Consider the following 20,409-nt stretch of genomic DNA (forward strand, 5'->3'; position numbering starts at 1 on the left):
ATGCCGTTCGGCGGAAGGCTGAAGCTCAGGCCGTCGATGAGCGAGCGGCCGTCGAAGCCCTTCTTGAGGTTCTTGGCCTCGATGACGACGTTGCCGAGTCGAGGACCGGCGGGGATCTGGACAGGGGCGAACGCGGTACCGGCGCCCGGGATCGCCTCGTGGACGACCCGGGCAGCCGCCGCCGCGTCCTCACCACGACCGAGCAGTCGGGCGGCGTCGGCGGCAGCATCCTGCAGCGCGACCTGCCGCGACGCCGCCAGGAGAGCGCCCGCCCCCAGCAGCAGCACCAGCACGATGGCGGGCAGCGCCAGGGCGAGCTCCGCCGCGACGGCACCGCGGTCGCCCCGCCACCATGCCGGGGCGGCGGTCGCGCGAGCGTCGTGTCCGCCGCGTGTCATGACACGGTCAGGGCTCGACGGACGAGACCGGTGAGGATGCCCCGCACCTCGTCCGAGCGCATGATCGCCACGAGCAGACCGGCGAAGGCGACCGCGGCCATGGTGGTGATGGCGTATTCGGCGGTCGCCGCGCCGGTGTCGTCGCCGAAGAGCGCCCTGGCGCGGTGCCGGTCCAGGGTGGGGAGCGTGTCGTTCATCTTCGTACCTCTTTCTTTGTCGGTGATCACGGAAGGGTCAGGTCGGCAGCGGCGTGGAGGCGAGCACACTGAGCAGGAGGGGCGCCACACCGAGCAGGAGGAACGCCGGCAGCGTGCAGACGCCGAGCGGAAGCAGCAGGCGGGTGGAGAGACGCGCGGCGCGGAGACGCCCGTGCACCCTGGCGCGATGCCGGTCCTGCGCCGCCGCCGCGCGCAGCAACTCCACGGCGGGGACGCCGGCCGCGCGGGAGAGCTCGAGCACCTGGCCGACGCGGTCGCGCTCGGCGGGGTCGACGACGCCGGTCTCGGTGACGAGCGCGACGGCGCGGTCGATCGGTGCGCCGCCGGCGAGCGCCACCGCGACGAGTTCCGCGGCCATGCCCGGCGTGCCCGGCGCTGGGCGTGCGCGGCGCAGCAGCCGCCGTGTCCAGAGCCGAGCGGCCGCCACCAGCAGCAGCCCCGCGACGACGCACACACCCCCGAGGGGGTTACCGATGATCGCGCCCAGGGTGTCGAATCCCAGCGCGACGCCGAGCAGCAGACCGGCCAGCGGCATCCACAGCAGCAGTCGCGCCGTCCCCGCAGGCTCGGCAAGAGCCACTCGGACATCGTCGGCCGCCGACGCGGCATCGCGCAGCGCCTCGGCGATGGTGCGGAGCACGTCGGCCAGCGGTGCCCCCACCGTCGTGGCGACCTCCCACGCCGCCGCCAGCTCCGTCCACATGCCACCCTGCGCCTCGATCGCGGACACCAGCGGCATGCCCTCGCGCGTTCGTTCGAGCACCGCCGTCGCGGCGGGGTCCCCCGTGCCCGCGAGGTGTCGCCAGGCGACGAGGGGGATCGCCCCGGCCTGCAGGAGCACGGCGAGCGTCTGGACGGAATCGGCGACATGCGGACCGGCCGCCGACGCCGGACGCGGCACACGGAGCGTCACCACGGCTCGACCTCCTCGATCGTCAGGCGGTCGCCCGCGAGCGCGAGACGGCCGGCCTTCGCGATGCGTCGGATGCCATCCCGAGCCCGCTCCAGGTGCAGCACCATGGTGAAGGCACTCACCGCTTGACGCGCGAGCGCCACCGCGTCCATGCCGGCGAGCGCTCCCAGGGCCTCCAACCGCGCGGGGACGTCGGCCAGGCCGCTGGCGTGCAGAGTGCCGGCGCCGCCGTCGTGCCCGGTGTTGAGCGCGGTGAGCAGCTCCCGCACCTCCACTCCTCGGCATTCGCCCACCACGAGGCGGTCGGGCCGCATGCGCAGGGACTCCCGCACCAGCCGCGCCAGATCGATCTCACCGGCGCCTTCGAGGTTGGCCTGCCGGGCCTCCAGAGCGACATGGTGCGGGTGCCGGGGCCGCAGCTCCGCGACGTCTTCGATGGTGACGATGCGCTCCTCGGGCGGGACCTCCGACAGCAGGGCCGACAGCAGCGTGGTCTTGCCGGAGCCCGTGCCCCCGGTGAGGAGGAGGTTCGCCCGGTCGCGGACCAGCGCGCCGAGCCATCGCCGCTGCCGCGGATCGAACGCTCCGCGCGCCGCGAGCGCATCGAGGTCGGCGGCATGCACGCGAGGGACGCGGATCGACAGGGCGGTGCCTCGCGCCGACACCGGAGCCAGCGCGGCGTGCACCCGGACCCCGGACCCGAGGCGGACGTCGACGCACGGCGTCTGATCGTCGAGGTGTCGCCCGCCGATCGCGACGAGCGCCACGGCGAGCTCCCGGACCTCCCGCTCCGTCGCCCGCCACTCCGGCACACGTACCGCGCCCCTCCCCCTGTCCACGAACAGCGCGTCCGCGCCGTTCAGGAACACGTCCGTGACCTCGTCGTCGATGAACGGCGCGAGCGGGGCGAAAGCCGGCTCGCTCCGGAGAGCCTCCTGCGGCGAGCGTGGCGTCGCGCGCGCCTCGGACGAGCGCGGCTGGATGACGAATCGGTCAGGCATACGGCGACGGTAGACCGCAGGCCGCCCACCTGGACCGCGCGGTGCCCGGGCTCCCGCGGCGCGTGTGCACAAGCCGGCGCCGTCTCCCGCAGTGGAGGAGCCGATCGCGATGCGAGCGCGGATCGGGAGCGCTCCCATGAGAAAGGGCGGCACCTCACGGGGGGAATGAGGTGCCGCCCACGGCGGCTCTCGATCGGGGGAATCGGGCACGCCAAGGCCGGAATGAGATTTCGGCTGTCGTCGAGTGTACGCAAGGCGACCGTCCTGACAAAACCCACCCGACTACTGACTTTCGGCAGTATTCGACGGTGGGGGCCGGGGATAGATTCACCCTGACCTGGTCGCACTCCCCCTGCGGCCATGCCTGCACGACCCGAACGCCGCAAAGGAGCGCCTGCCGATGAGCAGTCAGATCGATCACCTTCTCGACGAGACCCGGCGCTTCGCGCCGTCGGAGGAGTTCGCCGCCCAATCCGTCGCCTCGAAAGAGCTCTACGAGCGCGCCGCCGCGGATCGCGAGGGCTTCTGGGCCGATCAGTCGCGCGAGCTCGTGCACTGGCACAAGCCCTTCACCCAGGTCCTCGACTGGAGCAACCCGCCCTTCGCCAAGTGGTTCGACGACGGCGAGCTCAACGTGGCCTACAACTGCCTCGACCGGCACGTCGAGGCCGGCAACGGCGACCGCGTGGCGCTCTTCTGGGAGGGCGAGCCCGGCGACAGCCGCCGCATCACCTATGCCGAGCTGACGGACGAGGTCAAGCGCGTCGCGAACGTGCTCGAGGGTCTCGGCATCGGGCAGGGCGACCGCGTCGCGATCTATCTGCCGATGATCCCCGAGGCGATCGCCGCGATGCTCGCCGTGGCGCGCGTGGGCGCCATCCACTCGGTCGTCTTCGGCGGGTTCAGCGCGGACAGCCTGCGCTCCCGGATCGACGACGCCGGCGCCAAGCTCGTCATCACCGCGGACGGCGGGTACCGCAAGGGCCGCGTCTCCGCGCTGAAGCCGGCGGTGGACCAGGCGCTGGCCGACCGCGGCGAGGGCGAGCAGCAGACCGTCGAGCACGTGCTCGTGGTCAAGCGCGGCGAGAACGAGGTGGAGTGGACGGAGGGCCGCGACCTCTGGTGGCACGACGTCGTCCCCGCGGCCTCGGCCGATCACACGGCGCAGGCGTTCCCCGCCGAGAACCCCCTCTTCATCCTGTACACCTCGGGTACGACGGGGAAGCCGAAGGGCATCCTGCACACCTCCGGCGGCTACCTCACCCAGGCGGCGTACTCGCACAAGAACGTCTTCGACCTGAAGCCGGAGACCGACGTCTACTGGTGCACCGCCGACATCGGCTGGATCACCGGACACAGCTACGTCACCTACGGTCCGCTCGCGAACGGCGCGACGCAGGTGCTCTACGAAGGCACGCCCGACACCCCGCACCCCGGCCGCTGGTGGGAACTCATCGAGAAGTACAAGGTCTCGATCTTCTACACGGCCCCGACCGCGATCCGCTCGTTCATGAAGATCGGTCGCAGCGTCCCGCAGAAGTTCGACCTGTCCTCGCTGCGCGTGCTCGGCTCGGTGGGCGAGCCCATCAACCCCGAGGCCTGGATGTGGTACCGCGAGGTCATCGGCGCCGGCACGACCCCGATCGTCGACACGTGGTGGCAGACCGAGACCGGCGCGATCATGGTGTCGGCACTCCCCGGCATCACCGCGACGAAGCCCGGCTCCGCCCAGGTGCCGCTGCCCGGCATCTCGATCGACGTGGTGGACGAGCAGGGCGTCGAGGTCGGCAACGGCAACGGCGGGCTCCTCGTCATCACCGAACCGTGGCCGAGCATGCTGCGCGGCATCTGGGGCGACCCGGAGCGCTTCCGCGAGACATACTGGGAGAAGTTCGAGAAGCAGGGCTACTACTTCGCCGGCGACGGCGCGCGGCTCGACGAGGACGGCGACCTCTGGCTGCTCGGACGCGTCGACGACGTGATGAACGTCTCCGGTCACCGCCTGTCGACCGCGGAGATCGAGTCCTCCCTCGTCGCGCACGAGGCCACCGCGGAGGCCGCCGTCGTCGGCGCCTCGGACGAGACCACGGGTCAGGCGGTCGTGGCGTTCGTGATCATCAAGGAGAGCTACCTCTCCGCGCACGACCCGGCGGGACTCGCGCAGCAGCTGCGGCTCTGGGTGGGCGAGCAGATCGGCGCGATCGCCCGTCCGCGTGACGTCTACATCGTCGGCGAGCTGCCGAAGACCCGCTCCGGGAAGATCATGCGGCGCCTGCTCCGCGACGTGGCCGAGGGTCGCGAGGTCGGCGACACGACGACGCTCGCGGACACCGCCGTGATGAGCATCATCTCCGCCCAGGTCAAGTAACGCGAGACCCCGGGTTCACGTCGAGACCCCCTGTTGCAGACGTCTGCAGCAGGGGGTCTCGACGTGTGCCCGGGGTCTCGGCGTGCCGGGCGCGGGAACTATGCGAGGCGGAACGTGACCTCGACCTCGACGGGGCTGCCGAGCGGGAGCTCGGCGACGCCGACGGCAGCACGCGCGTGCCGGCCCTCCTCGCCGAAGATCTCGCCGAGCACCTCGCTCGCGCCGTTGATGACGCCGGGCTGTCCGGTGAAGCCCTCCGCCGAGCCGACGAAGCCGCCGACCCGGACGACGCCGGCGATGCGGTCCACGCCGCCCGCGACGTCGGCCGCGGCGGCCAGCGCGTTCAGAGCGCACGTCCTGGCGTAGGCCTTCGCGTCCTCCGCGGACACCTCCGCGCCGACCTTGCCGGTCGCGGGGAGGGCGCCGTCGACGAACGGGAGCTGGCCCGACGTGTAGACGAGGCCGCCGTGCACGACCGCCGGCACGTAGGCGGCGACCGGAGCGGCGACGGCGGGCAGCTCGATGCCGAGCTCGGAGAGGCGGGCGGCGATGCTCATGCCTGGCCTCCCTCGAACTGGCGCGAAGCCTCGGCGGCGGCGGCGAGACCGGCGTTGGTCGAGCCGTCCGTGGTCACGGGGCGCTTGAAGTAGGCGACCAGACCGCCTTCGGGGCCCTGCACCACCTGGACGAGCTCCCAGCCCTGCTTGCCCCAGTTGTTGAGGATGGCCGCGGTGTTGTGGATCAGCAGCGGCGTGGTGAGGTACTCCCACGTGGTCATGGCACTCCTGTCGATCAGGGCGCGTCCAGGACAGACCGGGCCGCGCTCGTCAAAGCCGGTATTCAGGGAACTCCCCTACGATCAAGCGTATGCCCCATAAGAACCGCACGGTGAAGGGCGTGCTCGGCGGTCTCGTCGGGCTCGTCGGACTGAGCGCCATCGCCGGTCTGCTGGTCACCGCCAGCGTCACCCCCGTCCTCGCGATGACCGGCGTCGCCGGCACCACGGCGCTGACCATCTTCGATGAGCTGCCCGAGGTGCTGAAGGTCGACACTCCCATGGAGCAGTCGACCATCTACGCCACGAACCCCGAGGGGAAGCCGGTCGTGCTGGCGTCGTTCTACGAGCAGAACCGCGTCCCGGTGAAGTACGAGGAAGTCTCGCCGGTCCTCTACGACGCGATCCTCTCGAGTGAGGACAAGAACTTCTACACCCACGGCGGGGTCAACCTCGGCGCGACGGTGAAGGCCCTCGTCGACAACGTGCGCGGCACCTCGAGCCGTGGCGCCTCGACCATCAGCCAGCAGTTCGTGAAGAACGTCCGCATCCAGCAGTGCGAGCAGAACGTCAGCACCGCCTCCGAGACCTACGCGGACGAGCTGCAGCAGTGCTGGCAGGACGCCACCAACGCGTCGGGCGTCGACGGCATCGAGCGCAAGCTCCAGGAGATGCGCTACGCCATCCAGATCGAGAAGGACTACTCGAAGAACGACATCCTCCTCGGGTACCTGAACATCGCGAACTTCGGCGGCACCGTTTACGGCATCGAGGCCGCCGCGCGTTACTACTTCTCCACGTCCGCCGCGAAGCTCACCGTCGGCCAGGCGGCGACGCTCGCGGGCATCGTGCAGAACCCGAACACGTACCGCATCGACAAGCCGGGCGGGACCTACACGACCAAGGACGGGGTCGCCCACAACTCCGAGGCGGACGGCTACAAGGACGCCAAGGACCGCCGCGACTACGTGCTCGGCCGTATGCTCACGGACGGCAAGATCACCCAGGCGCAGCACGACGAGGCGAAGGCCGCCGCGATCACTCCCGCCATCAAGGTCCCGACCCAGGGCTGTGCCGCCGCCGGACGCAACGCCTACTTCTGCCAGTACGTGAAGTCGATCGTCGAGAACGACGAGGCATTCGGTGCGGACATCCAGGAGCGTCGCGACCTGCTGCGCCGCGGTGGACTCAAGATCTACACCACCCTCGACTTCCGCGTGCAGGACCCGGCGGCCGAGGAGATGGCCAACGTCGTCCCGGCGAACTTCGACAACAAGTACTTCGGCGCTGCCGGCGTGTCCATCGAGGTCGGCACCGGCCGCATCCTCTCGATCACGCAGAACACGAAGTTCTCGGAGACCCCGACCAGCGACCAGCAATACTCATCGCTCGTCTTCGCCGGCGACCAGAAGTACGGCAACTCCGGCGGCTTCCAGGTGGGCTCGACCTACAAGCTCTTCACCCTCATCGACTGGCTCGAGAAGGGCCACTCCGTGCGGGAGAACCTGAACGGTACCGTGCAGTCGAACCTGCAGATCCCGGTCTGCGGCAGTCCGCAGCCGACGGACACCGCGAAGATCGGCAACTTCGGCCGCAGCCGCGGCTACCCCGGCACCCCGATGACCTTCACGGCCCAGTCGCTCAACAGTGGCTACTTCGCCATGGCGGCCAAGCTCGACGTCTGCGACATCAACAAGGTCGCCGACAAGATGGGCGTCACGCTGGCCAACGGCGACAAGGTCACTGAGGAGAACGTGCCGTACGACGTGCTCGGCCCGAAGAACATCTCCCCCATCGCGATGGCGAACGCGTACGCGACCGTCGCGAGCGGCGGCACGTACTGCACGCCGCGCGCGATCGACAAGGTGATCGACGCGGAGGGCAAGGAGCGCGAGCTCCCCAAGGCCTCGTGCACCGAGGGCGTGCTCGCCCCGGAGGTCGCCGCGACGGCCGCCTACGCGCTCCAGGGCGTCATGGCCGGCGGAGGCACCGGTGCCAGGGCCAACCCGTTCGACGGCACGCCGCTGATCGGCAAGACCGGTACCCACGACCTCTGGTCGACGATGATGATCGAGTCGAGCACCAAGGTCGCGACCGCGGTCTGGGCCGGCCGGTCGAACGGCAACCACGACAACGTCTTCAACGTCTGGACCGGCAGCCACCTCCTCAACGAGGTGCGCTATCCGCTGGCGAGGGCGGCTCAGCACGCGGCCAACATGGTCTACGGCGGCGACGCCTTCCCGCAGCCCGACGGCAACCTCATCCGGCAGATCCGGGTGGACGTGCCCGATGTGGTCGGACAGACGGTGGAGGAGGCGACGGCCACCCTCGAGCGTGCCGGGTTCACCGTCTCCGTGGGCGACCCCGTCGACAGCGACAAGGCGACCAACATCGTCGTCGCGCAGGATCCCAGTGGTCAGGCTCCGTCGGGCGCCACCATCACGATCTCGCCGAGCAACGGCGACGGAGCGACCGTCCCCGACGTTACCGGCCAGTCTCCGACCGCCGCGAACGCCGCGCTGATCGCGGCCGGCTTCACGTCGGTCGAACGCGCCGGATCGTGCAACGCGGACGATGCCAAGGTGACCTCGACGGACCCGGCCGCGAACACCGCGGCCACGAAGTCCACGCCGATCAGGGTGACGTGCAAGTAGGCGCGCCCCGCGCGGCACACCCGGCCCTCATCGCGCTCAGCGCGGTGGGGGCCGTCGGTGCGGCCGCCGCGGTGTGGGGCATCGGGATCGAGCGCTACCTGTTCACCGTGCGGGAGGTGACGGCGGAGGCCCTTCCCGCCGGCGCGGAGCCGCTGCGCATCCTGCACCTGTCCGATGCGCACATGGCGCCCTGGCAGCGTCGGAAGCAGGACTGGCTCGCCTCGCTCGCCGAGCTTCAGCCCGACCTCATCGTCAACACCGGCGACAACCTCGGTCACGAGGACGGACTGCAGGGAATCCGCCGCGCCTTCGCTTCCCTCGCCGGCATCCCCGGTGTGTTCGTGCACGGGTCGAACGACGTCAACGTCCCCACGCCGCGAAATCCGCTGCGCTACTTCGCGGGCCCGTCTCAGAAGATCCGACAGCCGGCGCTGCTCGACACCGCCGCGATGGACGACTACTTCACAGACGAGCTCGGCTGGGCCGATCTGAACAACGCCGCCGCACGGCTGACCGTCCGCGGAGCGCCCGTCTACCTGTTCGGCGTGAACGACGCGCATCGCGACTGGGATCGTCTGGACCTGCTCCCCGACGCCCTGGCCGGCTCGGTACCCGCCCGGACGGTGCTCCCGTGCTGGGGGTGACGCACGCCCCCTATCAGCGGGTGCTCAACGGCTTCGTCGACCTCGGCGCGGACGCGATCCTCGGCGGACACACGCACGGGGGCCAGGTGTGCCTCCCCGGGTATGGCGCGCTCGTCGCCAACTGCGACATCCCCCTCAAGCAGGCCAAGGGGCTGAGCACCTGGACGCACGACGGGCGTTCGGCGCCGCTGAACGTGAGCGCCGGCTGCGGACACTCGATCTACGCCCCCGTGCGCTTCGCGTGCCGCCCCGAGGCGACGCTGCTCACCCTGACCCCGCGCGCCTGAGCCCGTCCAACACGGGCGCGGATCCCCGCGCCGACGGCTCCCGCACGGCGCGCCACGCGGATGTGCGCGCTCGATTCGGTGCTGGAGGCATTTCGCTGTAGACTCGGAGGGTTGCAAAACGGGGTGTGGCGCAGCTTGGTAGCGCGCTTCGTTCGGGACGAAGAGGTCGCAGGTTCAAATCCTGTCACCCCGACCAGTGACACGAGAAGGCCGCCCGCAGGGGCGGCCTTCTCTGTATCGGGATGTCGTGCGAGAGGGGAACGCATGGGGAGGCTTCTGCCGCCGCCGCGTCGTTCGACGCGCGTCTGGGCGCTCGCTCTCGGGCTGCCGTTCCTCGCCGGCATCGCGTTCCTCACGCTCACGCCCGCGCGAGTGGAGCAGACGATGCCCTCCGTGGTGGACCTCGCCCTCGGCGCACTCCACCGCGTCGGCTGGACGGGCCTCGACTTCACGCGCCTCGAGATCCTCGCGAACGTCATCGTCTTCGTCCCCGTCGGCATCCTCGCGTTCCTGCTCCTTCCCCGTCGGCTCTGGCCGCTGTCGCTGCTCGTGGGCCCGACCCTCTCGCTTGTGATCGAGACGGCGCAGTACCTGGCACTCCCCCACCGCGCCGCGACCGTGAGCGACGTGCTGGCCAACTCCACCGGGGCGACGATCGGCATCGTCATCGCGGTGTCCTGCACGCTGCTCGCCACCACACCCTCCTCCCGGCCGCGAACACCTACAGTGGAGGCATCATGACATCGCCCTCTCTCGTCGCCTTCGACCTCGATGACACGCTCGCGCCGTCCAAGGGCACGATCGACCCGCGGATCGCGGCGCTCCTGAACGAGCTGCTCCGGTCCGTCGACGTCGCCATCATCTCCGGGGGCAACGAGGCGCAGTTCCGCACGCAGGTCGTCGCGCAGCTCGCGCACGCCGACCCGGAGGCGCTCGCCCGCCTGCACCTGCTTCCGACGTGCGGCACGCGATACCTGCGGCATGACGGCAGCGACTTCGTTGCGGTGTACGCCCACGACCTGAGCGACGAGGAGAAGTCCGCCGCCCTGACCGCGCTGCGCGAGGAGGCGGAGCGCCTCGGGCTCTGGGAGACCGAGCCCTGGGGCGAGATCCTCGAGGACCGCGGCTCGCAGATCACGTTCTCGGCCCTCGGTCAGCAAGCACCGCGTGACGCGAAGCACGCCTGGGATCCGACCGGCGCGAAGCGCGGGGCCCTACGCGATGCCGTCGCCGCGCGGCTTCCTAGCCTCGAGGTGCGCTCCGGCGGCTCGACCTCCATCGACATCACCCGCGCCGGCATCGACAAGGCGTTCGGCATGCGACAGCTCGCCACGCACACCGGGATCGAGCTCACGGCGATGCTGTTCTACGGCGACCGTCTCGACGAGGGCGGCAACGACTACCCCGTCCTCGCGCTGGGCGTGCCGTCGGTGGCCGTCGAGGGCTGGGAGGACACGGCGGCCCGCCTCGAGGCTCTCCTGCCGACCCTCTCCACCCGGGTCTGACGCGCACGTTCGCACGACGTCGACCCGCCTGCACGACGGGAGGATCGAATCCGTCGTGCAGGCGTGGTCTGGTCGTGCAGAGGGGTCAGTGCACCTCGACGCCGGCCGCGCGGGAGACGGGCACCAGACGGGTGAGCTGGGTCACGTGCCCGGGCTCGAGCTCCGCGAGGGAGGCCACGCCCAGCAGCCGCATCGTGCGCTCGATCTCGCCGCGCAGGATGGCGATGGTGCGGTCGACGCCCTGACGGCCTCCCGCCATCAGGCCGTAGAGGTACGCACGGCCGATCAGCGTGAAGTCGGCACCGAGCGCGACGGACGCCACGATGTCGGCGCCGTTCATGATGCCGGTGTCGATCATGACCGTGAAGTCGTCGCCGACCGCACGCCGGACCTCGGGCAGGAGGTGGAACGGGATCGGGGCGCGGTCGAGCTGGCGCCCGCCGTGGTTCGAGAGCACGATGCCGTCGACGCCCGCGTCCCGCAGACGCACGGAGTCCTCGATGTTCTGCACGCCCTTGATGACGATCTTGCCGGGCCAGATGTCGCGGATGACGGCGAGGTCGTCGTAGCTGATCGTCGGGTCCATCGCCGCGTCGAGGAGCTCGCCCACGGTTCCGCCGGTCGTGCTCAGCGACGCGAACTCCAGCTTCGGGGTGGTCAGGAAGTCGAACCACCACCAGGGCCGCGGGATGGCGTTGATGATCGTGCCGAGGGTAAGCTGCGGCGGGATGCTGAAGCCGTTGCGCTTGTCGCGGAGACGGGCACCGGCGACCGGGGTGTCGACGGTGAACTGCAGGGTGTCGAAGCCGGCGGCGGCGGCGCGGCGGGCGAGCTCGTACGAGATCTCGCGGTCGCGCATGACGTAAAGCTGGAACCAGTTCCGTCCGGGCACGGGGCCCTGCGGCTCCCGGACCGTCGCCGCCTTGACGTCCTCGATCGAGGTGGTCCCGAGGGTGGACAGCGTGAACGGGATGCCCGCAGCGGCCGCGGCTCCGGCACCCGCGACCTCGCCCTCGGTCTGCATGAGCCGGGTGAAGCCGGTCGGCGCGATGCCGAACGGGAGCGCGGACGGACCGCCGAGGATCTCGACGGCCGTGTCGACGTCCGGCGCCGGCTTGAGGATGCCGGGGTGGAACTCCACGTCCTGGAACGCCTGACGGGCGCGGCTCAGCGAGAGCTCGCCCTCGGCCGCGCCGTCCGTGTAGTCGAAGGCGGCCTTCGGTGTGCGGCGCTTGGCGATCGTGCGCAGATCGTCGATGGTGAGCGCGGCGTCGAGACGGCGCTTGCGCCCGTCGAGCTCGGGCTTCTTGAACTTCATGAGCTCCAACAGCTCGGCGGGGTTGGGGAGCTGGCGCTGGACCATGTTCTGCCTCTCAGTTCTGCGGGGTGATGGCGCGGGTGAGGCCCGCGGCGGTGTGGTAGCCGGTGATGTGGGCGCGGACCAGGCGCCGGGCGGTGTCGACCTCGCCCGCGTCGATCGCCGCGACCAGTGCACGGTGCTCGGACCGCAGGCGGTCGGCCATGCGATCCCAGTCGTCGACGCTCGCCGCGCCCGCGAGCACGTACGACTCGATGGCGGAGCGGAGGCCCGCCATCATCGCCGCGATGACGGTGTTGCCGCTGCCCTCCGCGAGGGAGAGGTGCAGCTGCGCGTCGAGGGCCAGGAACTCGGCCGGGGTGAGGGCGCCGTCGTCCATGGCGGTGAGCAGCTCGTGCGCCCGGACGGTGTCGCGGTGGGTGGCGCCTGCCATCGCCTCCACGACCGCGTCCTCGAGCACGAGTCGCGTGCGGACGACGTCATCGAGGGGGAAGCCCTGCGCGGCCACCTGGAGCCGCAGGAGCGCCGACATCCCGCCGGTGGGGGTCGCGATGACGATGGCGCCCGCCTGCGGCCCGGAGCCGGTGGCGGTGCGGATGAGGCCGAGCACCTCGAGCACGCGGAACGCCTCCCGCACACTCGATCGCCCGACGCCGAGGTCGCTGGCGAGGTCCCGTTCGGACGGCAGCCGGTCCCCCGGGCCGAGACGACCGTCGAGCAGGTCACGCTCGATGTGCTCGAGCACGAGTCGCCATGCACGCGCCGGCTGCTCCGTCATCCCGCCTCCTGTGGTCAGACCACAGGTTAGCGGGTGTGGTCAGACCACGCAATGCGGCGATGCGGCGCGCGCGAGCCACCCCTCTTCGTGCGTCCCGGCCCGGTGCGTACGCACGCAGAGGGGTGGGGCGACCGGAAGGGGGTGGGTCGGCGGGTCAGCCCAGACGGCCGCCGGACTCCTCCAGATAGCAGGTGCCACACAGCGACTCGTAGGTCGTGAGCTCGGGCGAGGCGGAACCGTCGGCGCCCTCGTCGATCGCGACCTGGTCGCCGTCGAACACGAAGCGTCCGCCGACCACGCGGCCGTTGAACACCGCCTTGCGCCCGCAGCGGCAGATGGTCTTGAGCTCCTCCAGGGAGTGCGCGATGGCCAGGAGCCGGGCGGAGCCGGGGAACGCGTGAGTGCGGAAGTCGTTGCGGATGCCGTAGGCCATCACCGGGATGCCGTCCTCCACCGCGATGCGGAACAGGTCGTCGATCTGTGTCGGCGTGAGGAACTGCGCCTCGTCGATGAGGAGACAGGCCACGTCGATCGGGCCGGTCGGGAGGAGCTCCTCCTCCGTGGACCGCTGCATCCGCTCGCGGTGGACCGCGAAGAGCGCGCGCACGTCATCGTCCGGACCGACGAGGAAGTCGACCGGCCGCGTGACGCCGAGGCGACTCTCGATCTGCCCCGCGCCCTTGGTGTCGATCGCAGGCTTGGCGAGGAGCACGTGCTGGCCGCGCTCCTCGTAGTTGTAGGCGACCTGCAGCAGAGCGGTCGACTTGCCCGAGTTCATCGCGCCGTAGCGGAAGTAGAGCTTCGCCACGGGCCCAGGTCAGACGTTGATGCCGAGGACGGCGGCAGTCGCGGCGGTCGACTCCTCCGCGAGCTCCGCGTCGCCGTTGAGCTTCCGGCCGAAGGCGGGGATGAGCTCGCGCAGCTGCGACTCCCAGCCCGGGTACTCGCCGGGGAAGCACTTCTTCAGCAGGTCGAGCATGATCGGCACGGCGGTCGAAGCCCCGGGCGATGCACCGAGGAGACCGGCGATCGAGCCGTCGCCCGAGGCGACCACCTCGGTGCCGAACTGCAGCACGCCGCCCTTCTTCGGGTCCTTCTTCATGACCTGGGCGCGCTGACCGGCGTCGATGAGCGTCCAGTCCTCGTCCTTGGCCGTCGGCATGAACGTGCGGAGGCTGTCGACCTTCTTGCGGTGGTTCTTCATCAGCTCGCTGATGAGGTAGGTGATGAGGTCGGGGTTGGCGAAGGCGACCCGCAGCATCGGCCAGAGGTTGTGCGGCCGGACCTGCGTGACGATGTCGAGCATCGAGCCGTTCTTGAGGAACTTCGGGCTGAACGTCGCGAACGGCCCGAACATCAGCGACGCCTCACCGTCGACGACACGCGTGTCGAGGTGCGGGACCGACATCGGCGGCGCGCCGACCGAGGCCTGCGAATAGACCTTGGCCTTGTGCTGCGCGACGATCTTCGGGTTCGTCGTCTTGAGGAACTGGCCGCCGATCGGGAAGACGCCATAGCCCTTGATCTCAGGGATGCCGGAATTCTGCAGGAGCTTCAGCGCCCAGCCCCCGGCCCCGACGAACACGAACTTCGCCTTGATCTCGTTCGGGGTGCGGCCGACCGTCGTGCGGTACTTGATGAGCCAGGTGCCGTCCTTCTGACGCTTGAGCGACTTGACCTCGTGGTTCGTGCGCACGGCGACGCCCGAGTCACGCAGGTGATCGAAGAGCTGATGCGTGAGCGCGCCGAAGTCGACGTCGGTGCCGGCGGGCACCCGGGTGGCCGCGAACGGCTCGCCCTTCCGCCGCTTCTGCATGAGCAGCGGCGCCCACTGGTTGATGACGCGGGAGTCTTCGCTGTACTCGATGCCGGCGAACAGCGGCTGCTCCTTGAGCACCTCATAGCGCTTCTTGAGGTAGGCCACGTCCTTCTCACCCCGCACGAACGTCATGTGCGGCGTCGCGTTGATGAAGGTCGACGGCTCGTCCAGCACGCCCTTCTCGACGAGGGAGGACCAGAACTGGCGGCTCTGCTGGAACTGCTCGTTGATCGAGATCGCCTTGGCGGGGTCGAGCGGAGCGTCGCCCTGCTGCGGCATGTAGTTCAGCTCGCACAGGGCGGCATGCCCGGTCCCGGCGTTGTTCCAGGGGTTCGAGCTCTCCTGCGCCACGTCCGACAGCCGCTCGAAGGCGACGATCTTCCAGTCCGGCTGCAGCTCGTGCAGCAGGGTACCCAGGGTGGCGCTCATGATGCCACCGCCGATCAGGACGACATCGACGTTTTCAGTCACCCGAACAGTCTAGTTCGCGGGCAGGACCCCGCCGACCACCGGGCGGTCAGGACACCGGGGCGAGGCGCTCGGCGAGCACTTCGGCGATCTGCACCGCGTTCAACGCCGCCCCCTTGCGGAGGTTGTCGTTGCTGATGAAAAGCACGAGCCCCTTGCCCTCCGGAGCCGACTGGTCGGCACGGATGCGGCCCACGAAGCTCGGGTCCTTGCCCGCGGCCTGCAGCGGGGTCGGCACCTCGTCGAGCACGACGCCCGGCGCCGCGCTCAGCACCTCCCTGGCGCGCTCGGGCGTCAGGTCGCGGGAGAACTCGGCGTGGATCGACAGCGAGTGGCCCGTGAACACCGGCACGCGGACGCAGGTACCGGCGACGCGGAGGTCGGGCAGCTCGAGGATCTTCCGGCTCTCGTTACGGAGCTTCTTCTCCTCGTCGGTCTCGTTGTCCCCGTCGTCCACGAGGTTCCCCGCGAACGGGATCACGTCGAAGGCGATCGGCGCGACGTACTTCTCGGGCTCGGGGAAGTCGACCGCGGAGCCGTCGTGCACGAGGCGGAGGGTGTCGCCCTGCGCGAGCACGCCCTCGACCTGGCCGAGCAGCTCCTGGGCGCCGGCGAGTCCGGAGCCGGACACCGCCTGGTAGGTCGACACGATCAGGCGCTCCAGGCCGGCCTCGGCGTCGAGGACCTTCAGCACCGGCATCGCCGCCATCGTGGTGCAGTTCGGGTTCGCGATGATGCCCTTGGGCCGGTCGTCGATCGCGTGCGGGTTGACCTCGCTGACGACGAGGGGGACCTCGGGGTCCATGCGCCAGGCGCTGGAGTTGTCGACGACCACGGCGCCGGCCTCGGCGAAGCGGGGGGCGTAGGCGCGGCTGGCGGTGGCACCGGCGGAGAACAGCGCGATGTCGATCCCGGACGGGTCGGCGGCCTCGACGTCCTCGACGATGACCGTCTGTCCGCCGAACTCGATCGCCGTGCCCGCGGAACGCGCCGACGAGAACAGCCGCAGCTCGCGGATCGGGAACGAACGCTCCGCGAGAATCTCGCGCATCACGGTGCCCACCTGGCCGGTGGCGCCGACGATGGCGACGGAGAGTCCTGATTCGGAGATGCGGGTCATGATGTTCCTTGGCTTCGTGCGGTACGGCGTACGAGGCTTCGGGCGCGGCGTCGGGATGCTGATGCTGCGCCTGGCGCCGGTGTCAGGGTTTCCGCGAGTCTATCGCGCCACGACCACCCCGAAGCCCGTCCGTTTCACGAAGGCACGCGCCCCCGGTACATCAGGCGAACGCGGGACAACAGGCACGCGTGGACAGCACAGCCTGAACCCGCGCGAACGCCTGAGCTGACGCGGGCCCTGGGAGAACAGGCAGACCCGCGAGCACAGGCGAACGCGGGACAACAGGCACGCGCGGACAGGGCCGCCTGAAGCAGCGCGAACACCTGTGCTGGCGCGCGGGAGAGGCTGCGGGGTCAGCGACCGGTGCCGGCGTGGACCGTGGCCTCCGCGTCGCCGTCGAGACCGTAGGCGGTGTGCACGGTGCGGGCGGCCTCGGTGAGGTCGGTGTCGCGGAGCACGACCGAGATGCGGATCTCCGAGGTGGAGATCATCTCGATGTTGATGCCGCCGGCGGACAGGGCCTCGAACAGGGTCGCCGAGACACCGGAGTGCGTGCGCATCCCCGCGCCGACCACGGACAGCTTGCCGATCTGGTCGTCGTGGATGAGGTTCTGGAAGCCGACCTCGGTCTGCTCGCCGGCGAGGGCCTTGAGTGCGGCAGCGGCGTCGGCCTTGGGGACCGTGAACGAGATGTCCGTGCGCCCGGTGGCGGAGACGTTCTGCACGATCATGTCGACGTTGGCGCCGGACTTCGCGACGATCTTGAAGATCTCTGCGGCCTTGCCCGGGACGTCGGGCACTCCGGCGACGGTGATCTTGGCCTGGCTGAAGTCGGTGGCGACGCCGGCGACGATCGGTTCTTCCATGACTGCTCCCTCGGCTTCGCGAGGGTTCTTCATGCCCTCGCCCAGAACGTATGTGCCCTCGGCCGACGAGAACGTCGACCGAGCGTGGATGAGGACGCCGTGCCGGCGGGCGTACTCCACGGCACGGATGTAGAGGACCTTGGCGCCGTTGGCGGCGAGCTCCAGCATCTCCTCGCTGGAGACGTGGTCGAGCTTCTGCGCCTTCGGGATCACGCGCGGGTCGGCGGTGAAAATGCCGTCCACATCGCTGTAGATCTCGCAGACGTCCGCCGACAGCGCGGCCGCCAGCGCGACGGCCGTCGTGTCCGATCCGCCACGGCCGAGCGTGGTGATGTCGCGGGTGTCGCGGTTGAACCCCTGGAAGCCGGCGACGATGACGATGGCGCCCTCGTCGAGCGCCTCGCGGAGTCGCACGGGCGTGACGTCGACGATGCGCGCCGCGCCGTGCTGCGAGTCGGTGATCATGCCGGCCTGGCTGCCGGTGAACGACCGCGCTTCGAAGCCCATCGAGTGGATCGCCATCGCCAGGAGCGCCATCGAGATCCGCTCGCCGCTGGAGAGGAGCATGTCGAGTTCGCGCGGCGCCGGGATCGGCGCGACCTCGTTCGCGAGGTCGAGCAGCTCATCGGTCGTGTCGCCCATGGCGCTCACGGCGACGACGACGTCGTGACCGGCGCGACGGGTGTCGACGATGCGCTTGGCGACGCGCTTGATGCTCTCTGCGTCGGCGACGGACGAGCCGCCGTACTTCTGCACGATGAGGGCCACGTTCACTCCCTGGGATGTCGGGCGGATCCGCCCACGGTCATTCTACGATCGGCGCGCATGCCGCCCCGCGCATGTGACGGCTCAGGCGGGGGCGGGCGGGACGGGCGTCACCGGGCGCAGGCGCCCTCCGGTGGCGGCGAACCAGCAGCCAACGATGATCAGCGGGAATCCGAGGAGGAGCCCCGGGGTGAGGGGCTCGGCGAGCACGATGGCGCCGAGCACGATCGCCACGACGGGGTTCACATAGGTGAACAGCGGCGCCCTGACAGGTCCGACCTCGCGGATCAGCGCGAAGAACGCCAGGAAGGCCAGCGCCGTGCAGATGATCGCGAGGGCGAGCAGCGCCCCGATCGAAGGGAGCGTCGGCACTTCGTGCTGCGTGAGCAGACCGATCGGGAGATAGAAGATGCCGATCATGAGCAGGGACAGCGTGATCGTGCCGAGCGAGGGCACGTCGTTCAACTTGCGCGCCACGATGAACGGTGCGATCGCGTACAGCACCGCGACGAGCAGCACCTCCCCGGCCGCGAGCAGACTCACCTCTCCCCCGAAGAGCCCGGGCCCCGCCACGACGATGGCGACGCCGACGAAGCCGACCAGCAGGCCGATGCCGCGGGCGGGACGCAGCACGCCGCGGTCACCACCGCCCAGCGCGATGAGGGCGGCGAACAGCGGCACGGTCGCGACGAGGAGTCCGGTCATGCCGGAGGGCAGCGTCATCTCGGCGTGCCCGAGGAGGAGGAACGGTCCGGCCATCTCCACGGCCCCGAAGGCCAGCACCCACGGCCAGTGCCGCAGCGCCGCGCGGAGGGCCCCACTGCGCAGGGCGAACGGCAGCAGGAGGAGGGCGGCGATCAGCGTCCGTCCCGCCACGATCGCCGGCGGGGAGATCGAATCCACCGCCACGCTGATGAAGAGGTAGGGAACGCCCCAGAGCAGGGCCATGGCCCCGAAGAGCAGCCAGCCCCGGCGGGAGAAGCCGGACTGCGGGGTCACAGCACGCGCCGGCCCTCGAAGGCCCGGCCGAGCGTCACCTCGTCTGCGTACTCGAGGTCGCCGCCGACCGGGAGGCCCGAGGCGAGCCGCGAGACCGTGATCTGCATCGTCGTCAGGAGCCGGCTCAGGTAGCTCGCCGTCGCCTCCCCCTCCAGATTGGGGTTCGTGGCGATGATGACCTCCTGCACGGTGCCGTCGGCGAGCCGCGTCATGAGCTGCGCGATCCGGAGGTTGTCCGGCCCGATGCCCGCGATGGGGCTGATCGCGCCGCCGAGCACGTGGTACAGGCCGCGGAACTCCCGCGTGCGCTCGATCGCCGCGACGTCCTTCGCGTCCTCGACCACGCAGATCAGCGCCTGGTTGCGGCGAGGGTCGCGACAGATCGCGCAGCGTTCCTGCTCCGCGACGTTGCCGCAGATCTCGCAGAAGCGGACCCGGATGCGGATCTCGGTCAGCAGCTCGGCGAGCCGGGCGACGTCGAACGTCGGCGTCTGCAGGATGTGGAACGCGATGCGCTGCGCCGACTTCGGGCCGATGCCGGGAAGGCGGCCGAACTCGTCGATCAGCTCTTGGACGATGCCGTCGTACATCAGGAGAACCTCGTGGGGGGCTCGTAGGGCTCTTCGCGAAGGAACGTCGCGCCGAGCACCTGGCGGATCACGGCCTCTCCGTAGCGCTGCACGCCGCCGGCGGCAGGGGTGCGCTCGACGACGACCGGTGGAGCGGCCGCGGGGACCGTGCGGGCGGCCGCCTGCGGGGCCGCCGCCGGAGTCGCGCGTGGGGAAGGAGGGCGGTCGTACGGAGCCGGGGGCTCGTAGGCCGGATCGTACGGCGGCTCCTCGTCGAACGCGGGAGCGTCGTCGTCGCCGGGCAGCGGCGGCTCATCGCGATCGATCCTGCCGTCGGCCGGCGGGGTCGGGGCGGCGGAGGCGGCCTCGACATCCTCCGGCTCCTCGTCGACGGCGAGGGGCGCTGTGGGCGCGGCGGCCGCTGTCGTCGGGATGGGTGCGACCGCCCACTCCGTCACGGGGCCGCGGCGGCGCGAGTCTGCGGGCGGGAGGGACGCGCTGACGCAGGCTCCGATGCGGGAGCGGTGTCGGCCGGGGCGGCGGATCCCGAGGAGGCGGGCTGCCGCGGCGCACCGCCGGGCGGCATCGGGGCCGGCAGGTACTTGACCCGCACCCCGACCTCCTGCTCGATGGCCGTGCGGAGGTGGTCGGACGGTCCGGAGCCGGGCGTGGTCCCCTTGAACTTCGCGACGTCGTGCTGACTCGTGAATCCGAGGGTCAGCACCTCGGACTCGCCGTCGTAGGCCAGCGGCTGCACGGCGGTGGCGAGCAGCCAGGACGTGCGGCTGATGCCTTCGAGGCGCTTCAGCACGGCCGGCCAGGCGTCGCGGACGCGGTCGAACGTGACGGGGGCGGACGGCGCGGACGACGCCGGGGCCGGAGCCGGCGTGGGGTCGGGCTCCGCGGGACGGGCGGGTTCCGGCGCCGGCTCGGGCTCCGGGGAG

The 20,409-nt window shown here is 70.6% G+C and carries 18 protein-coding genes, 1 tRNA gene and 4 pseudogenes; 6 read left to right on the forward strand and 17 right to left on the reverse strand.

The genetic code is table 11. The annotated features are described in order from the left end of the window. The 5 genes and pseudogenes from AC2W7E_RS15860 to AC2W7E_RS15880 all read right to left on the reverse strand — a co-directional run. Positions 1-203 (reverse strand): annotated as a pseudogene (locus tag AC2W7E_RS15860) (energy-dependent translational throttle protein EttA); the annotation flags it as partial. Next, positions 201-398 (reverse strand): annotated as a pseudogene (locus AC2W7E_RS15865) (TadE/TadG family type IV pilus assembly protein); the annotation flags it as partial. The pseudogenes AC2W7E_RS15860 and AC2W7E_RS15865, both read right to left, overlap by 3 nt. Further along, positions 395-595 carry a DUF4244 domain-containing protein gene (locus AC2W7E_RS15870; RefSeq protein ID WP_485989497.1) on the reverse strand — a complete coding sequence of 67 codons (201 nt, stop codon included), beginning with the start codon at positions 593-595 and terminating at the stop codon, positions 395-397. The pseudogene AC2W7E_RS15865 and the gene AC2W7E_RS15870, both read right to left, overlap by 4 nt. A 37-nt stretch (positions 596-632) precedes the next feature. Then, positions 633-1,532, reverse strand: coding sequence for a type II secretion system F family protein (locus AC2W7E_RS15875; RefSeq protein ID WP_485989499.1), 900 nt, complete (start codon positions 1,530-1,532; stop codon positions 633-635). Then, positions 1,526-2,530, reverse strand: a complete 1,005-nt coding sequence (locus AC2W7E_RS15880; protein ID WP_485989500.1) for a TadA family conjugal transfer-associated ATPase — start codon at positions 2,528-2,530, stop codon at positions 1,526-1,528. The genes AC2W7E_RS15875 and AC2W7E_RS15880 overlap by 7 nt, the downstream gene beginning before the upstream one ends. Before the next feature lie 400 nt (positions 2,531-2,930). Between AC2W7E_RS15880 and acs the strand changes: the two genes are divergently transcribed. Further along, the gene (gene acs, locus AC2W7E_RS15885; RefSeq protein WP_025104269.1) at positions 2,931-4,898 is read left to right on the forward strand and encodes an acetate--CoA ligase; all 1,968 of its coding nucleotides are present in this window, start codon (positions 2,931-2,933) and stop codon (positions 4,896-4,898) included. A gap of 98 nt (positions 4,899-4,996) precedes the next feature. Here the strand turns inward: acs and AC2W7E_RS15890 are convergent, their stop codons facing one another. Both AC2W7E_RS15890 and sp36 read right to left on the reverse strand, forming a co-directional pair. Next, positions 4,997-5,455 (reverse strand): RidA family protein, encoded by a 459-nt coding sequence (locus tag AC2W7E_RS15890; RefSeq protein WP_025104268.1) that lies wholly within the window; start codon positions 5,453-5,455, stop codon positions 4,997-4,999. Then, positions 5,452-5,676, reverse strand: coding sequence for a Sp36 family protein (sp36, locus tag AC2W7E_RS15895; RefSeq protein ID WP_025104267.1), 225 nt, complete (start codon positions 5,674-5,676; stop codon positions 5,452-5,454). Before sp36 ends, AC2W7E_RS15890 begins: the two co-directional genes overlap by 4 nt. Positions 5,677-5,765: 89 nt before the next feature. Here sp36 and AC2W7E_RS15900 point away from each other — a divergent pair, with 89 nt between their 5' ends. The 5 genes and pseudogenes from AC2W7E_RS15900 to AC2W7E_RS15920 all read left to right on the forward strand — a co-directional run bounded on the left by AC2W7E_RS15900 (position 5,766) and on the right by AC2W7E_RS15920 (position 10,763). After that, a complete protein-coding gene (locus tag AC2W7E_RS15900) occupies positions 5,766-8,327 on the forward strand; it encodes a transglycosylase domain-containing protein (protein WP_485989501.1) in 2,562 nt (853 codons plus the stop codon). Then, positions 8,318-9,258, forward strand: a pseudogene (locus AC2W7E_RS15905) (metallophosphoesterase). Before AC2W7E_RS15900 ends, AC2W7E_RS15905 begins: the two are co-directional and overlap by 10 nt. A 119-nt stretch (positions 9,259-9,377) precedes the next feature. Continuing rightward, positions 9,378-9,454: transfer RNA gene (locus tag AC2W7E_RS15910), tRNA-Pro, on the forward strand. A 68-nt stretch (positions 9,455-9,522) separates the two neighbouring features. Next, the gene (locus AC2W7E_RS15915; RefSeq protein WP_025104264.1) at positions 9,523-9,999 is read left to right on the forward strand and encodes a VanZ family protein; all 477 of its coding nucleotides are present in this window, start codon (positions 9,523-9,525) and stop codon (positions 9,997-9,999) included. Then, positions 9,996-10,763, forward strand: coding sequence for an HAD-IIB family hydrolase (locus tag AC2W7E_RS15920; protein WP_485989502.1), 768 nt, complete (start codon positions 9,996-9,998; stop codon positions 10,761-10,763). The genes AC2W7E_RS15915 and AC2W7E_RS15920 overlap by 4 nt, the downstream gene beginning before the upstream one ends. 85 nt (positions 10,764-10,848) lie before the next feature. On the opposite strand, the gene AC2W7E_RS15925 is transcribed toward AC2W7E_RS15920, so the two are convergent. The 10 genes and pseudogenes from AC2W7E_RS15925 to AC2W7E_RS15970 all read right to left on the reverse strand — a co-directional run. Further along, complete coding sequence (locus AC2W7E_RS15925) at positions 10,849-12,126, reverse strand: alpha-hydroxy acid oxidase (protein WP_025104262.1); 1,278 nt, start codon at positions 12,124-12,126, stop codon at positions 10,849-10,851. Between the two features lie 10 nt (positions 12,127-12,136). Continuing rightward, a complete protein-coding gene (locus AC2W7E_RS15930; protein ID WP_485989503.1) occupies positions 12,137-12,859 on the reverse strand; it encodes a FadR/GntR family transcriptional regulator in 723 nt (240 codons plus the stop codon). A gap of 154 nt (positions 12,860-13,013) precedes the next feature. Beyond that, positions 13,014-13,667: a thymidine kinase gene (locus AC2W7E_RS15935; protein ID WP_062636208.1), complete on the reverse strand. Its 654-nt coding sequence runs from the start codon at positions 13,665-13,667 to the stop codon at positions 13,014-13,016. Positions 13,668-13,676: 9 nt separating this feature from the next. Continuing rightward, a complete protein-coding gene (locus AC2W7E_RS15940) occupies positions 13,677-15,149 on the reverse strand; it encodes a malate:quinone oxidoreductase (RefSeq protein WP_485989504.1) in 1,473 nt (490 codons plus the stop codon). A 46-nt stretch (positions 15,150-15,195) separates the two neighbouring features. Continuing rightward, complete coding sequence (locus AC2W7E_RS15945) at positions 15,196-16,266, reverse strand: aspartate-semialdehyde dehydrogenase (RefSeq protein ID WP_062636204.1); 1,071 nt, start codon at positions 16,264-16,266, stop codon at positions 15,196-15,198. A gap of 353 nt (positions 16,267-16,619) precedes the next feature. Continuing rightward, positions 16,620-17,900, reverse strand: a complete 1,281-nt coding sequence (locus tag AC2W7E_RS15950) for an aspartate kinase (RefSeq protein ID WP_025104257.1) — start codon at positions 17,898-17,900, stop codon at positions 16,620-16,622. Between the two features lie 81 nt (positions 17,901-17,981). Beyond that, a complete protein-coding gene (locus AC2W7E_RS15955; RefSeq protein WP_485989505.1) occupies positions 17,982-18,896 on the reverse strand; it encodes a DMT family transporter in 915 nt (304 codons plus the stop codon). Then, positions 18,893-19,486 (reverse strand): recombination mediator RecR, encoded by a 594-nt coding sequence (gene recR / locus AC2W7E_RS15960; protein WP_485989506.1) that lies wholly within the window; start codon positions 19,484-19,486, stop codon positions 18,893-18,895. The genes AC2W7E_RS15955 and recR overlap by 4 nt, the downstream gene beginning before the upstream one ends. After that, a complete protein-coding gene (locus AC2W7E_RS15965; protein ID WP_485989507.1) occupies positions 19,486-19,923 on the reverse strand; it encodes a hypothetical protein in 438 nt (145 codons plus the stop codon). Before AC2W7E_RS15965 ends, recR begins: the two co-directional genes overlap by 1 nt. Then, positions 19,920-20,409: pseudogene (locus tag AC2W7E_RS15970) on the reverse strand (DNA polymerase III subunit gamma and tau); the annotation flags it as partial. The pseudogene AC2W7E_RS15970 and the gene AC2W7E_RS15965, both read right to left, overlap by 4 nt.

It is taken from the genome of Microbacterium sp. CFSPD4_SD4 (assembly GCF_057364585.1).

What these genes read in the sequence shown, in the direction of transcription:
- AC2W7E_RS15930 (WP_485989503.1), bottom strand. Translation starts at nt 12,859, where the DNA reads ATGACGGAGCAGCCGGCGCGTGCATGGCGACTCGTGCTCGAGCACATC.
- AC2W7E_RS15915 (WP_025104264.1), top strand. Translation starts at nt 9,523, where the DNA reads ATGGGGAGGCTTCTGCCGCCGCCGCGTCGTTCGACGCGCGTCTGGGCG.
- acs (WP_025104269.1), top strand. Translation starts at nt 2,931, where the DNA reads ATGAGCAGTCAGATCGATCACCTTCTCGACGAGACCCGGCGCTTCGCG.
- AC2W7E_RS15870 (WP_485989497.1), bottom strand. Translation starts at nt 595, where the DNA reads ATGAACGACACGCTCCCCACCCTGGACCGGCACCGCGCCAGGGCGCTC.
- AC2W7E_RS15925 (WP_025104262.1), bottom strand. Translation starts at nt 12,126, where the DNA reads ATGGTCCAGCGCCAGCTCCCCAACCCCGCCGAGCTGTTGGAGCTCATG.
- recR (WP_485989506.1), bottom strand. Translation starts at nt 19,486, where the DNA reads ATGTACGACGGCATCGTCCAAGAGCTGATCGACGAGTTCGGCCGCCTT.
- AC2W7E_RS15880 (WP_485989500.1), bottom strand. Translation starts at nt 2,530, where the DNA reads ATGCCTGACCGATTCGTCATCCAGCCGCGCTCGTCCGAGGCGCGCGCG.
- AC2W7E_RS15900 (WP_485989501.1), top strand. Translation starts at nt 5,766, where the DNA reads ATGCCCCATAAGAACCGCACGGTGAAGGGCGTGCTCGGCGGTCTCGTC.
- sp36 (WP_025104267.1), bottom strand. Translation starts at nt 5,676, where the DNA reads ATGACCACGTGGGAGTACCTCACCACGCCGCTGCTGATCCACAACACC.
- AC2W7E_RS15945 (WP_062636204.1), bottom strand. Translation starts at nt 16,266, where the DNA reads ATGACCCGCATCTCCGAATCAGGACTCTCCGTCGCCATCGTCGGCGCC.
- AC2W7E_RS15890 (WP_025104268.1), bottom strand. Translation starts at nt 5,455, where the DNA reads ATGAGCATCGCCGCCCGCCTCTCCGAGCTCGGCATCGAGCTGCCCGCC.
- AC2W7E_RS15920 (WP_485989502.1), top strand. Translation starts at nt 9,996, where the DNA reads ATGACATCGCCCTCTCTCGTCGCCTTCGACCTCGATGACACGCTCGCG.